General features: G+C 59.4%; 11 protein-coding genes and 1 pseudogene. 5 read left to right on the top strand and 7 right to left on the bottom strand.

Annotation, left to right across the window (positions count from 1 at the left end; genetic code table 11):
* Window positions 1–196 precede the first annotated feature (196 nt).
* Both BV034_RS19005 and BV034_RS19000 read left to right on the top strand, forming a co-directional pair.
* Window positions 197–2,845, top strand: a complete 2,649-nt coding sequence (locus tag BV034_RS19005; RefSeq protein WP_265593185.1) for a PSD1 and planctomycete cytochrome C domain-containing protein — start codon at window positions 197–199, stop codon at window positions 2,843–2,845.
* The gene (locus BV034_RS19000; RefSeq protein ID WP_050028572.1) at window positions 2,842–4,290 is read left to right on the top strand and encodes a DUF1501 domain-containing protein; all 1,449 of its coding nucleotides are present in this window, start codon (window positions 2,842–2,844) and stop codon (window positions 4,288–4,290) included. Before BV034_RS19005 ends, BV034_RS19000 begins: the two co-directional genes overlap by 4 nt.
* A gap of 532 nt (window positions 4,291–4,822) precedes the next feature.
* Here BV034_RS19000 and BV034_RS18995 read toward each other — a convergent pair.
* A complete protein-coding gene (locus BV034_RS18995) occupies window positions 4,823–5,626 on the bottom strand; it encodes an alpha/beta hydrolase (RefSeq protein ID WP_050028571.1) in 804 nt (267 codons plus the stop codon).
* 221 nt (window positions 5,627–5,847) lie between these two features.
* On the opposite strand from BV034_RS18995, the gene BV034_RS36185 reads away from it, so the two are divergent.
* Window positions 5,848–6,018: a hypothetical protein gene (locus tag BV034_RS36185; RefSeq protein ID WP_265593184.1), complete on the top strand. Its 171-nt coding sequence runs from the start codon at window positions 5,848–5,850 to the stop codon at window positions 6,016–6,018.
* Between the two features lie 182 nt (window positions 6,019–6,200).
* Here BV034_RS36185 and BV034_RS36180 read toward each other — a convergent pair whose 3' ends face one another.
* The 3 genes from BV034_RS36180 to BV034_RS18985 form a co-directional block, all read right to left on the bottom strand.
* Window positions 6,201–6,371, bottom strand: a complete 171-nt coding sequence (locus BV034_RS36180) for a hypothetical protein (RefSeq protein WP_265593183.1) — start codon at window positions 6,369–6,371, stop codon at window positions 6,201–6,203.
* 160 nt (window positions 6,372–6,531) lie between these two features.
* Window positions 6,532–7,533, bottom strand: coding sequence for a polyphosphate kinase 2 (gene ppk2, locus BV034_RS18990; RefSeq protein ID WP_265593182.1), 1,002 nt, complete (start codon window positions 7,531–7,533; stop codon window positions 6,532–6,534).
* Between the two features lie 130 nt (window positions 7,534–7,663).
* Window positions 7,664–8,014, bottom strand: a complete 351-nt coding sequence (locus BV034_RS18985; RefSeq protein WP_050028570.1) for an aspartate 1-decarboxylase — start codon at window positions 8,012–8,014, stop codon at window positions 7,664–7,666.
* Window positions 8,015–8,129: 115 nt separating this feature from the next.
* On the opposite strand from BV034_RS18985, the gene htpG reads away from it, so the two are divergent.
* Window positions 8,130–9,971, top strand: coding sequence for a molecular chaperone HtpG (gene htpG / locus BV034_RS18980; protein WP_050028569.1), 1,842 nt, complete (start codon window positions 8,130–8,132; stop codon window positions 9,969–9,971).
* Window positions 9,972–10,282: 311 nt separating this feature from the next.
* Window positions 10,283–10,621: a hypothetical protein gene (locus BV034_RS18975; protein WP_050028568.1), complete on the top strand. Its 339-nt coding sequence runs from the start codon at window positions 10,283–10,285 to the stop codon at window positions 10,619–10,621.
* A gap of 38 nt (window positions 10,622–10,659) precedes the next feature.
* On the opposite strand, the gene BV034_RS18970 is transcribed toward BV034_RS18975, so the two are convergent.
* The 3 genes and pseudogenes from BV034_RS18970 to BV034_RS18960 form a co-directional block, all read right to left on the bottom strand.
* On the bottom strand, window positions 10,660–10,893 hold the full coding sequence (locus BV034_RS18970) for a hypothetical protein (RefSeq protein WP_009961557.1): 234 nt from the start codon (window positions 10,891–10,893) through the stop codon (window positions 10,660–10,662).
* Window positions 10,894–10,992: 99 nt separating this feature from the next.
* The gene (gene argS, locus BV034_RS18965) at window positions 10,993–12,759 is read right to left on the bottom strand and encodes an arginine--tRNA ligase (protein WP_050028567.1); all 1,767 of its coding nucleotides are present in this window, start codon (window positions 12,757–12,759) and stop codon (window positions 10,993–10,995) included.
* 75 nt (window positions 12,760–12,834) lie between these two features.
* Window positions 12,835–13,314 (bottom strand): annotated as a pseudogene (locus tag BV034_RS18960) (hypothetical protein); the annotation flags it as partial.

Here is a 13,314-nt window from a genome sequence, read left to right as displayed (position 1 = left end):
CCCGTAGGTATCCTGTGGTTTGCATGAAAATATGATCCAAACTCATGCGTTTATGTCAGATGTTGTGGGATAGAACCCTCTGCGCCCTGTGTGAGGTGATACAGAGGCAGGAGTTGGTCCGTTCTGTGCATGTCTGCGTCTTGCGAACTCTGCGATGCCCTCTGACAAACGCCCTTCCATCCCATTCTGCCCTGCCATGTCCGCCCCTTTCCGTGCCGGTGGCGGCATCTGCCAGATTTCTTTCGGACTGATCGCGCTGGGGTTGGTTGCGTCACCTTGGCGGCTACAGGCAGCCGAGGTCTCCTTTGAAAAGGAAGTACGACCAATCCTCAAGGCGCACTGCACTCACTGCCACGGTGAGGAAGAAAAGCCGGAGGGCGGGGTGGATCTCCGCCTGCGCCGCTTCATGGATTCTCCGCTGGAAGGCGGTGGCACCTTGTTGGTGCCAGGGCATTCGGATCGAAGCGAACTCGTGCAGATCATCCGCCGTGGCGAGATGCCCAAGAAGGGCAAAAAGATGTCGGATGCCGAGCTGGCGGTGCTGGAGCAATGGATTGCCCAAGGGGCCAAGACCTCCCGGTCGGAACCACAGCATCTGCCGCCTGGAGCGGTGATTTCAGAGGAGGATCGGGCGTACTGGGCATTCCAGCCTGTGAAGAGACCCTCTGTGCCGGCAGATGGGCAAGTACAGGCGCTGACTCCGGTGGACGCCTTCGTGGGCCAGCAGCTCAAAGCGGCGGGGCTCGACTTCGCCCCTGAGGCGGAGCGCAGTGCCTTGATCCGCCGGGTGACCCTGGATTTGACCGGGCTGCTACCGACCCCGAAGGAAGTGGAGGAGTTTGTCAACGACCCCGCCGTCGGAGCCTATGAGCGCCTGGTGGATCGCCTGCTGGCCTCCAAGGCCTATGGTGAGCGCTGGTCCCGCCACTGGCTTGATGTGGTGGGGTATGCCGACTCCAACGGATATGCAGAAGCGGATTCCGTGCGGCCCCAGGCCTGGCGCTACCGGGACTACGTCATCCGGGCCTTCAACGACGACAAGCCTTGGAATGAGTTCATCCAGGAACAACTGGCAGGGGACGAGCTGGCTGGCGTCACGCATGCGACCACGCAAGCGGCGGTGCTGGATCCCCAGCGGCGCGACGACCTGACGGCCACAGCTTTCCTCCGCATGGCACCGGACGGCACGGGAGACACGGTGGATGACCCCAAGCTGGCCAAGAACCAGGTAGTGGCCGAGCAGATCAAGGTCGCCACCTCCTCTCTGCTGGGCCTCACGGTGGCCTGTGCGCAGTGTCATGACCATCGGTATGATCCGATCACGCAAGCAGACTACTACCGACTGAGAGCCATCTTTGACCCTGCCTACCATTGGGAGGCCTGGCGGACCCCAGCCCAGCGGCTTTATTCCCTGTACACAGCAGAGGAACGCGCCAAAGCGGCTGGCATTGAAGAGCAGGCCAAGGCTATCGAAACTGAAGCCCGCGCCATTGGGAAGAAGTTCCTGGACGAGATCTTCGAAGTGGAGGTGCTCAAGCTCCCGGAGGCGGATCGTGAGCCCTACCGCCTGGCACGTGCCACCGTGGACAAGAGCCGCACCCCGGAGCAGAAGGCCCTCATCAAGAAGTATCCCTCGGCCCTGGCGCTTTATTCCCTGAACCTTTACGATCAGAAGAAGCAGAACGTGGTGGATGCGAAGATGGCGGAGGCAACCAAGCTGCGTGCCACCAAGCCGGCGGAAGGTTTCCTGATGGCGCTGACGGAGGTGAAGGGGCAGGTCCCGGTGTCGAAGCTCTTCAATCGCGGAGATCATGAGCAGCCCAAGCAGGTGGTGCAGCCGGGCGAGCTTGGTATTCTCTCTGAAATTCCGGGTGCGACCTTCCAGCCCGTGGCGCTGCCTTCGGGCTCCTCGGGACGTCGGCTGGCGTATTCCAAGTGGTTGACTAGCGGGCAGCATCCGCTGGTGGCCCGCGTGCTCGTGAACCGCTTTTGGTTGAATCATATGGGGCGGGGGATTGTGAACACGCCCGGCGACTTTGGCCGCCAAGGGGAGCTTCCCTCTCACCCTGAGCTGCTCGACTGGCTGGCGGATGAGTTTGTGCAGAGCGGCTGGAAGTTAAAGCATCTCCAGCGCCTGATTCTGCTCAGCCGGACATATCGGCAGAGCTCCGTGAATCTTGCATCGCTCAAGCAGGATCCAGAGAACCGCCTCTACGGACGGTTCAAGATGCAACGCATGGATGCAGAGACTCTGCGGGATTCCGTGCTGGCGGTCACGGGTGCGCTGGTTCAAGACAGCTATGGACCGCCCAGTGAGATCGGCCGGGATTCGGCCGGGCGGGTGGTGGCCGGGGTGGACAAGGGAACCATCGTCCTCTTCAAAGTGGAGAGCGGGGGCAAGGCAGACTTTCGGCGCTCCATTTACCTCCAGGTGCGTCGTACCCGCCCGGTCACGGTGCTGGAGACCTTTGATGCACCCGTCATGGTGCCAAACTGTGAAATGCGCAGTCAGACCACCGTGGCACCGCAATCGCTGCTGCTGATGAATGACACGTTTGTCTTGGAGCACTCACGGCGTCTGGCGGATCGCCTTGCAGCGGAAGTCCCTGGTGACACCGCAGGCCAGATGCAGCGGGCCTGGCAACTGCTCTATGGTGAAGCCGCTCCCGACGCTGCGGTGACCGAAGCCTTGGCCTATTTGAAAGAGCAGACCCAGGCGCTGACCCAGTATCACCACGACATCCAGCACGCCAAGGATGCTCCCAAGCCAAATCCGCCCCAGGAGGCTCTGGCAAGCCTTTGCCAGGTACTCCTGAGCTCGAACCGCTTTCTCTACATCGAATGAACCACCCTCAGCTATGCTCCCGCCGCCATTTCATGCATGCGGGGGGATTTGGCCTCGGCAGCATCGCACTGGCATCCTTGCTCAAGCAGGATGGGTTGCTGGCTGCCCCGGTGAAACCCGCCACCTTTGGCGAGGTGACCTATGACCTGCTGCCGAAGCAGCCCCCTCACGAGGCCCAGGCCAAGGCGATGATCTCCCTCTTCATGATGGGAGGTCCGTCGCAGATGGATCTCTTCGATCCCAAGCCGATGCTGACGAAGTACGACGGCCAGAAGTTCCCAGGAGAGATCAAATACGACAATCTGGCGCAGGCGTCCTCGAAAGTGCTGGGATCGCCGTGGAAGTTTCAGGAACACGGTGAGTGTGGCATGGAGCTGAGTGAACTGCTGCCGCATCTGAGCAAGGTGGTGGATGACATCACGCTCATCCGTTCCATGACCTCAGGGGTCAACAACCACGCCCAGGCATTGTACGCAATGAATGCCGGGCGTACCACCGCGGGCAGACCGGCGCTGGGCTCCTGGCTGACCTATGGTCTGGGCAGCGAGACTCAGGATTTGCCTGCCTACATGGTGCTCTCTCATCCCGGAGGTCTGCCTACGTTTCAGGGCGAGCACTACACCAATGGGTGGCTTCCAGCCTTGTTTCAAGGAACCGTGATTCGCCCCACGGAGCCTCGCATTCTGAATCTGGATCCGCCAGCTTCCCTGGCGGGACGTCCTCAGGAACGGCAGTTGCGGTTGCTGAAGGCCTTTAACGAAGCGCACCTGGGCGCACATCCGGGTGAGCTGGATCTGCAGGCCCGCATTGCCAGTTATGAGCTCGCCGCCAACATGCAGACGGCTGCTCGTGAAGCTCTGGACATTTCCAATGAGCCCGCTTCGATCAAAAAGCTGTACGGGGTGGACAACCCCGTGACTCGTGACTACGGCACCCGCTGCCTCATCGCCCGCCGTCTGGTGGAGCGGGGTGTGCGCTACGTGCAGGTATTGAATTCCGGTCAGTCGTGGGACCAGCACAGCTCGCTGCTCTCGACCTTGCCCAAGAATTGCGCGGCGTGCGATCAGCCCAGTGCGGCGTTGTTGATGGACCTCAAACAGCGGGGTCTCCTGGACACCACGGTGGTGCACTGGGGCGGGGAAATGGGACGTCTGCCGGTGCTGCAAAATGATGCGGGCCGCGACAAATGGGGCCGGGATCACAACACCTATGGGTTCAGCATGTGGGCCGCAGGCGGCGGATTGAAGCGCGGTTACGTCCACGGCGAGACCGACGAGTGGAGCCACAAGGCCGTGGTGGATGAGGTTCACCACTACGACTGGCACGCCACCCTGATGCATCTCTTCGGCCTGGATCACAACAAGCTTACCTATCAACGGAACGGCGTCGCAGCGTCGTTGACCGATGGGCAAGGGGCGAAGGTGGTGCGGGAGCTGCTGGCGTGATGGGCCAGTGCGTCAGTGGGCAGTAGGCAGTGGGCGGCGAAGTTGTACGGAGTACAGGCTTTAGCCTGCAGAAGCTTGAGCTTGAATCTCTACATGGCGCGTTGCTTCATGAACCCGGAGGGTTCGCCACCAATAGCCAAGGGTGAAGCGAGCATAGCGAGTGCAACCCATGGATAGGGACCAGATGAAATCTACCACTCCGCGGTAGTGGGGCTTGCAACGCATTCCACGGGTAGCCCTCGCTACACTCGGTCGACCCGTGGCTACGCATGGTGAACCCTCCGGGTTCTCATGAGGGGCGCAAGATCATTGACGCATTGGCTCTGAAAATGGATGGAGCACAGGGCGAAGCCATACGGGCGATTGATCTGTCGCGCTATCTCATGAACCCGCCGGGTTCTATGATGGGCGTGTGCGTGTCATATCCGGGTGCAATGAAATACCGCAACGGGTGAATCGAGACGGCTCTCACAAAAAAGCCACCGCAGATGGCTGCGGTGGCTTGCGAAGGCACTAAACCGAAATCACGGGACTAATGCTTCAACAACCAGTCCGTCGTGCGGGGGTTGAAGTCGTTCATGCACTCCCAGTGGAAGGCGTGACCGGCATTGTCGTAGAGATGGAGCTCGGCGCCCGGGATGTTGGCGGCGACTTCCTCGCTCATCCAGCGGGGTGTGAAAACGTCGTCCTTGCCGCCGATGACGAGGGCGGGGACTTTGAGGTTCTTCAGATCATTGAGCGTGTTGTGGCTCATCGCCGCAGCGGCCTGGGCTTCCATGGCGTGGACGGGCTGGGGAGCGGCATTGACGGCGGCATCGCGCAGGCCCTGCTGCAGATTGTTCCAGCAGTCGTCGTTGTCGAACCAAGGCTTGGTGAAGATGAGCATCTGCACATAGTGCATGAAATCTTCAGGGCGGAAGTCGGCCTTGCACTTCATCATGTGCTCCCAGGTGTACAGACCAAACCGGTCCTGACGCGCCCAGGTACACATGAGGATGAGGCTCTGCACCTTCTCAGGGTGGCGCAGCGCCAGCTTCTGGGCAATCACGCTGCCCAGAGAGCAGCCCACCACACGGGCTTTCTTGATGCCCAATGCATCCATGAGACCGGCGTAGTCATCCGCCATCATGTCCGTGGTGTACGGTCCGGCGGGTTTGTCCGTCAGGCCAACGCCGCGGTTGTCACCCAGGATGCAGCGGAAATGCTCCTGCCAGACATTGGCATGCGCCTCCCATACGCCGCCAGGGGCGGTGACGCCCATAATGCAGATGAGCGGTTCTCCGGTGCCGCGCTCTTCGTAGTACATGTTGATGCCATTGGTCTGGACGTGGGGCATGGGTGAGGAAAAGGTAATGAGATGGTTGTTTCTTGAAGCGTGGCCCAGGGTCGCGTTGGCTCCCTGGCGAGCCTCAAGAGCTAGCGGAGGGGGGTGGAGATGCCAAGCGCAAAATAAAGCCTGGAGCCCCGCATTTCATCAGCGGCAAGAATGCGACCGCCACGAGAGGTGACGAATCTGTTGCGTGCGTCTGGGCACGATTTTTGCGATAATACCGCTGCATGAAAACCAAAGATGCTCGCAATTCGGCGTCGGCGGCACGGCGGCCGATGGCCCCCTTGGCCATTTGGATTTTTGAGGCACTTGCCATCATTGTCCTCACGTTGGTGATGACGGTGATCAATGAGTTCCGCCATCATCCAGCAGCCACTCCGGTGGCCAACGAAACCTGAGCGCCCGCGCCGGCCTCCAAAAAACACCAAAGCCGCTTCCTGCTCCGCACGTTGGTCCCTCTTTGAAAGAGGGGCAGTGTGGGAAGGGAAACGGCTCTGTTGCAAACAGCTGGCATGGGCGTCATACCGCCGGGGCGTAAAATCGACCCGGCGGGAAGGTTGAAGCCCAAGGCTGGTCTGCCTCAAGGACTGGTCCGGAGGCGGAACAAGGAGGCAACCCGCATACCAAACTGGATCACGGTGCTGGCCGCATCAAAGGGGCGTGCGACGAAATCCAGGCTGCGAGCGACGCCATACCATGGGCTCGTGACTTGCTTTTCAGGAAGAGGGCGGAAGGCGTCTGGTGTGATCATGGACGATTTGTCAGATGTTGATGTGAATAGGGAAAATTACTGAGAGGTAGTTTGCAGCCGAAAATATACCAGATGATTAGAGAAATAATAAAAAAACATCGAAAAATAACCTTGCCCTCTAAAACAAAAGGTGTATGCGGCCCCGTCGTCCCTACCGCCTCTAGTAAACCTGAGGCACGATGATGTCGTTGGGCACAGGGTTGCGGTGATAGTCCTTGTGCCGCTTCCGAACTGGAAGCGCGACCGTCTGTTTGTCCACTTCTTCATACGGCACCTGCTGGAGCAGGTGGTAGATGCAGTTGAGCCGTGCTTTTTTCTTGTCCACCGCGGGGACGACCCACCAAGGGGTCTCAGGGAGGCTGGTTCGTTCCAGCATGATTTCCTTGGCCTTGGTGTACTCCTCCCAGCGGCTGCGGGACTCAAGATCCATAGGACTGAGTTTCCACTGCTTCAGGGGATCGTGGATGCGGCAGGTGAACCGGAACTCCTGTTCCTCGTCAGTGATGGAGAACCAGTACTTGAGCACCTGGGTGCCAGACCGGATCAGCATTTTTTCAAATTCAGGTACCGACCGGAAGAATTCTTCATATTCCTCATCGGTACAGAAGCCCATGACGCGCTCCACGCCAGCCCGGTTGTACCAGCTGCGGTCGAAGAGCACGATCTCACCGCCAGCAGGGAGGTGGGCGGCATAGCGTTGAAAGTACCACTGGGTCCGTTCACGCTCGGTGGGGGCAGGAAGGGCTGCAACCCGGCAGACACGCGGGTTCAGGCGCTGGGTGATGCGCTTGATGACGCCGCCCTTACCAGCTGCGTCGCGACCTTCGAAGATGACCACCAGCTTGTGCTTGGTGCGCATGACCCACTCCTGAAGCTTGACCAGCTCACCCTGGAGCCGGAGCAGCTCGCGGAAGTAGAGTTTGCGAAACTCCATGGCCTCGGATGACGCGGTGGGGTCATTGGGATCAAATCCCGCGAGGTCATCCAGCTCCATCTCCAGCTCTTCGTCGAAGCTGTCGATCGCTTCTTCATGAAGACGGGCAAAGATCTCGTTGTTGACACGAAGCGGGCCGTCGCCATTCGATCCGCCAGTTTTGCTCTTGGTGGCCGATTTCTTGGAGACCTTGGCGACGGGGGCAGGGGACTTCTTGGGAGAGGGCATGGTGGGTGCAGGCCCTTTAAGCCAGCATCCACTCCCTCAAAAGAGCCCTCGCGTGACAAATAGTTCAGGCAAATCTTCTGGAGATGTCAGAAGTCCGTGCTTGCCCGATGCCGACGACGTGCGGCTCTGCCTACAGCACTTGCTGGGTGAGCGGCTCGTTGTTGGGTCCCAAAAGCAGACGCTTCGGGATCACCGGCTTGTCATCCAGGCCGAAGGCCATGATCGTCACCCGGTGACCAGCGGTGATCAGGTGGGCGGCGGCTCCATTAACGATGATCTGGCCGGATCCCTCCTTGCCCTCGATAACGTAGGTCTCAAGGCGCGCGCCGTTCGTCACTGAGGTGACCAGCACCTTTTCTCCCACCCAGATGTCCACAGCCCTCATGAGATCGGGCGGAATCGAGATGCTCCCTTCGTATTCGACGTTGGAATCCGTGATGGCGGCGCGGTGCAGTTTGGACTTGAGCTGAATGCGTAACACAAGAGCAAAGTGCTTCCCGCGGCCAACCCGTCAAGCGGTTTGCCCTCCGTTTTGACAACGTCGGAAGCGTGTCTATGATCACGGCCCCAGTTTCGCAATTTTCTATCAAACTATCATGAGCAAGGCTCCCACCCACGAGTTCCAAGCCGAAGTCAAGCAGCTGCTGGACATCGTCATCCACTCCCTCTACACCGACCATGAAATCTTCGCCCGCGAGCTGGTCTCGAATGCGTCCGACTCCATGGAAAAGATGCGTCTCCTGCAGCTGACCGAGAAGGAGATCTTCGACGAGGCCCTGCCTCTGGAAGTGAATATCAGCACCGACGAGACCGCAGGCACCCTGACCATCTCGGACTACGGGATTGGCATGACCCGCGAGGAGCTGGTGGAAAACCTGGGCACCATCGCCCACTCCGGTTCCAAGGCCTTTGTAGAGGCCATGAAGCAGAGCGGGAAAGAAGGCGGCAACGTCATCGGCCAGTTCGGCGTGGGTTTCTACTCCGCGTTCATGGTGGCGAGCGAGGTGAAGGTTTACACCCACTCCTGGCGCAATGAAGGGGAGCACCTCGTCTGGACGAGTGACGGTGTCTCCGGCTACACCATTGAGGAGGCTCCCGGACAGCGTCGTGGTTGCAAGCTGGTGCTCCAGCTTAAGGAGGACAAGAAGGACTTTGCCAAGCCCGCGCGCATCAAGCAGATCCTCACCAAGTACTCCAACTTCGTGGGCTTCCCCATCCATCTGAATGGGGAGCGCATCAACACCGTGGAGGCTCTCTGGCTGAAGAACAAAAACGAGGTGACGGCGGAGCAGTACGCAGAGTTCTACAAGTTTGCCTCGCACTCGTTCGACGAGCCCCGGTACACCTTCCATTTCAACGCGGATGCCCCGTTGAACATCAACGCGTTGCTCTTTGCTCCCACAAACAACACGGAGCAGTACGGCATGGGGCAGATGGAGCCCGGCGTGGCGCTCTATTGCCGCAAGGTGCTCATCGACCACCGCCCGAAGAAGTTCCTCCCGGAGTGGATGCGCTTCGTCCGCGGCGTGGTGGACAGCGAAGACCTCCCGCTCAACATCTCCCGCGAGACCATGCAGGACAGCGCGCTGTTCCGCAAGCTGGGCCAGACGGTGCAGGGTCGCTTGATGAAGTTCCTTGAGCGTGAGGCTGATGGCGATGCCAAGAAGTACCAGGAGTTCTACAAGGACTTCGGCCGCTTCTTCAAGGAAGGCGTGGCCACTGACTTCGAGAATAAGGGAGCCATTGCCAAGCTGCTCCGCTTCGAAACCTCGCTCACGGGCGAGGGCGAAGTCGTCGGACTTCAGGAGTACGTGAAGCGCATGAAAGAGGAGCAGAAGGCGATCTACTACCAGATCGCTCCCAGCCGTGCGGCGATTGAGAACGGGCCTTACCTGGAGGCTTTCAAGGCCAAGGGCTTCGAAGTGATCTACCTCTTTGAATCCATCGACGATTACGTGGTCAACGCTCTTGGCGAATTTGACGGCAAGCCCCTCCAGGCGGTGAACTCCAGCCAGGTGGATCTGGGTGACGCCCAGACCGAAGGAGAAACCCTCAGTGCTGAAGACGGCGACAAGCTCGCCTCCTGGATCAAGGACAACCTGGGCAACCGGGTCAAAGAAGTGCGTACGGGCAAGCGTCTGGTGAGCAGCCCGGCGATGGCTGTGCTGCCAGATGGCGAGATGAGCCCGCAACTGCGCCAGATGATGCGCGCTATGAAGAAGGACGACGAGCTGGACGCGGCTGAGGTGATTCTTGAGCTCAATCCCTCGCACGCCATCGTCCGCAAGCTGGCTGGAGCGACGAGCAGCAATCCTGAACTGGCAAGCCTTCTGGCGAATCAGATTCTGGACAACGCTTTGCTCTCTGCCGGTCTATTGGAGGATCCCCAGGCCATGATCGGCCGGATGCACAGCATCATGGAGAAGGCCCTCGGCTAGAAAATCAGCTCGTCGAACTACCCATTCCTCCCCCGGCGCAGCGATCATTTTGGTCGCTGCGCCTTTTATTTGGTCTTCAGGATCAGGGAAGAAGAGAAATTATTTTGCCGTCAAAGAGGCGAAATGCGATTGAGGGGTTATCAAAGCCGCACTGAAAAGACTTATTATACCCACCATACGTTCGTAATGGGATATTAGGTCGATGCTAAGGAAACAGCTTATGGTAGTTGTAAATCTTTGCTTGAATCCCTCTTTGTGCGTGTGGAAATAATATCTATGTTGCGAGATTAGAACCACTTGCAACCCGCAACATGTATCTGCCAGCCTTCAAGTCCGCCGAAACCGCAAAACGCTACACGTTCAAGGGGCACTCCGCCGTGTTGCTCCGGAACATTGTGGCGGTCGGCTCGATCGAGTATCGATTCGCGCTGATGGTGTACGCGGATGGGGAGGGCGAGGCCTGCTACTGCGTGGCCTCTGAGGTCAACGGCATGGCGGGGGAGCTAGGAGGTGGCTCCCATTTCCTCGGCGTCTTTGAAGAAGACAGCCACGTGAACTATGGCTCTTCAGACCAATGGGCGGACGAGGAAAAGTTCGTCCGCCGCGCGCTTGAATTGGTCACCGAGAAGTTTGGTCCCCCGGTGATTTAGAGACTGAAGCGGATCCGTCGGAAGTGGGGGCTGGACGCCTACTTCTTTTCTTTGCGCTTCTCGCGTTCTTTGCGCCATTCGTCCCGGTGTTCGCCGACCCATTCGGTCAGCGCCCGGTCGAAGCCGATGTCCTCCCCAGCCTTTTGGCTCTCGATCCACTTGTGTTTGAGGATCTCATCCCGCTCTTCCAGGAAGTACTCGTAGTATTTGGAGGCGGATTTGGAACTGACGGCCGGGGCGGTGGCCCCGGCGGGAATCTGTCGACTGCTCATGACTGAAAGGGTTGGTGAGGAAGGCAAAGGATAGGCGAAACGAAAACTCGATTCGAGGCCAGGAGCGGGTGCGAAACCACTCCCGGCGTTGGTTGGACACTACATGCGGTCAGTTGTTTCAATGCCGAGCAATCCGAGGCCAGATTTCAGTACACGAGAGGTCGTGTCCGCCAGTACGAGGCGGGTATTCCGCGTCACACCTTCTGAGCGGAGCACAGGGCAAGCCTCGTAAAAAGTGTGATAGTATCCCGCCAGTTCATAGAGATACTGGGCGAGTAGGTTGGGGCGGAAATCCTCCAGAACATCGTGTGCTGCCTCGCCGAACTGGGCGAGTTTTAACGCGAGCTGACGCTCTGCGTCCTCGGTGAAGGACACTTCGGGCTCGAGTTTCACCTCGCCATCCAGCTTGCGGAAAATGGCACGCGTCCGGACGTAAGCATTGAGCAGGTAGGGGGCGGTGTTGCCCTGGAAGGAGAGCATCTTTTCCCAGGCAAACTTGTAGTCGGTCATGCGGTGCTGGCTCAGCTCCGCGTACTTCACGGCGGCGATGCCGATGACGGAGGCGATCTTGGCCTTTTCCTCATCGCTGAACTCACGCTCTTCCACCACGGCACGGGCGCGCTCGATTGCCTCGTCGATGACTTCGAGCAGGCCGACGCTCTCGCCGGAGCGCGTTTTGAACATCTTACCATCAGGACCCAGGATGCTGCCGAAGGCAATGTGCACCATACGGGTTGAGTGACCGCGACGATGCGCGGCCTCAAAGACCTGCCTGAAGTGAAGCTGCTGGGGGGCACCGACAACGTACCAGATCTCGTCCGCCTTCCACTCGATCACGCGGTGGTCGATGGTGGCGAGGTCGGTCGTGGCATAGAGGAAGCCACCATCGCTCTTGCGCACGATGCAGGGGGCGGGCGTCCACTGCCCGTCGCGATTGATCAGGAACGGATCTTCTTCAGGCTTCTTCATGCCATTGGAGAAGACACAAGCTGCGCCTTCACTGATGCGCGCCTGGCCCTTTGTCAGCATGTCTTCCACCAGCGGAGCAAGGGCATCGTTGTAGTAGCTCTCTCCCAGGTAGTGGTCGAACTGGATGCCGAGACGGCCGTAGATGTCATGCAACTGGTCGAGCGTGAGCTTCACGCACTCCTTCCAGATGGCGAGGTTTTCGGCGTCGCCTTGTTGAAGCTTCACCAACTCCGTCTTGCAGGTTTCGAGCACGCTCTCGTCTGCTTTGGTGGCGGCATTGATCTCGCGATAGACTCGCACGAGTTCGTGGATGGGATCCTGCTTCAACGCGTCGTGGTTGAGGCGGGTCTTCCAGCCGTGAATGATCATGCCGAACTGGGTGCCCCAGTCGCCAACATGGTTGTCGGTGATGACGTTGTGGCCTGCCAACCGGGCAATGCGCGCGAGGCTGTCACCTATGAAGGTGCTGCGGATGTGACCCACGTGCATGGGTTTGGCCACGTTCGGGGCGGAGAAGTCCACCACAATGGTCTTGGCTGCGTCCACGGCCGGGACGCCGAGGCGTTCGTCGGTGATGAGGCTGGAGAGTGCACCTTGCAGTGCCTCCTTGGTGAGGCGGAAGTTCAGGAAACCCGGGCCGGCGATCTCAGGTTTCTCGCAGAGACCGGTTAGGTCCATGGCCTCGACGAGCTGGGTGGCCATCGCACGGGGATTGACCTTCTGCTCCTTGGTGGAGAGAAGCTTGGCCGCTGTCATCGCAGCGTTGCTCTGATAGTCGCCGAAGCGCGGATCGCTGGCGTTGGTCACTTCAATGACCAAGTCATCCGGCGGCGTGATCCCGGCGGTGACGAAGGCGGCGAGGAGGCGTTCAGTAAGGAGCTGGCGATAGGTGCGCATGGAAGATTCCGGACAAACAGGGTCCGCAATAGAGCACAACTCGGCAGGTTGTGCATCCTCTAACCATTCGCAGCCTCAGTTGATGAACTGAATCCCGGCAATTTTTTCGGCCATGTCCCGGTTGGCCAGGAAGACCAGCTCTGCCGTGGCGGCCCGGCTCAAGCGCGCGCGCAGACTGACGATGGGCCCCTGGGCGATGCCATCTACATAGGCGGAGATGGGGCGCTTCTTCGGGTCAAGATTGCGGAATTCCACGTCGGTATCCATGGAGAGCAGGGCGCTCTTCCAATGGGCGGGTTCCATGACATTGGAGCCTACCAAAAGCCAGGCCGGCGTATCTGCCAGGAGGGGGGCTGCTCCCATGGCGCGAGCGTAGGCCGTGCTGCCAGCTGCAGTGGAGACGAGGGCTCCATCCGCCACCAACTTAGGCAGGCGGGTGACTCCGTTCACGCTCACTTCCATCCAGGCACTCTGGCTGGTCGTGCGTTCCACCCAGGCGTCGTTGAAGGCATAGTCTGTGATGCGCTGTCCATCCACGGTCTCCATCTCCATGAA

The organism is Verrucomicrobium sp. BvORR034, assembly GCF_000739635.1.
In the GTDB taxonomy this organism is placed as follows: Bacteria; Verrucomicrobiota; Verrucomicrobiia; order Verrucomicrobiales; family Verrucomicrobiaceae; genus Verrucomicrobium.
Note: the sequence above shows the minus strand (reverse complement) of the source record. Positions and strands in the feature narration are given on the sequence as shown.

Bases quoted from the DNA above. Each gene is read 5' to 3' on its own strand.
- BV034_RS19005 (WP_265593185.1), top strand. From the start codon at position 197: ATGTCCGCCCCTTTCCGTGCCGGTGGCGGCATCTGCCAGATTTCTTTC.
- BV034_RS19000 (WP_050028572.1), top strand. From the start codon at position 2,842: ATGAACCACCCTCAGCTATGCTCCCGCCGCCATTTCATGCATGCGGGG.
- BV034_RS18995 (WP_050028571.1), bottom strand. From the start codon at position 5,626: ATGCCCCACGTCCAGACCAATGGCATCAACATGTACTACGAAGAGCGC.
- BV034_RS36185 (WP_265593184.1), top strand. From the start codon at position 5,848: ATGAAAACCAAAGATGCTCGCAATTCGGCGTCGGCGGCACGGCGGCCG.
- BV034_RS36180 (WP_265593183.1), bottom strand. From the start codon at position 6,371: ATGATCACACCAGACGCCTTCCGCCCTCTTCCTGAAAAGCAAGTCACG.
- ppk2 (WP_265593182.1), bottom strand. From the start codon at position 7,533: ATGCCCTCTCCCAAGAAGTCCCCTGCCCCCGTCGCCAAGGTCTCCAAG.
- htpG (WP_050028569.1), top strand. From the start codon at position 8,130: ATGAGCAAGGCTCCCACCCACGAGTTCCAAGCCGAAGTCAAGCAGCTG.
- BV034_RS18975 (WP_050028568.1), top strand. From the start codon at position 10,283: ATGTATCTGCCAGCCTTCAAGTCCGCCGAAACCGCAAAACGCTACACG.
- BV034_RS18970 (WP_009961557.1), bottom strand. From the start codon at position 10,893: ATGAGCAGTCGACAGATTCCCGCCGGGGCCACCGCCCCGGCCGTCAGT.
- argS (WP_050028567.1), bottom strand. From the start codon at position 12,759: ATGCGCACCTATCGCCAGCTCCTTACTGAACGCCTCCTCGCCGCCTTC.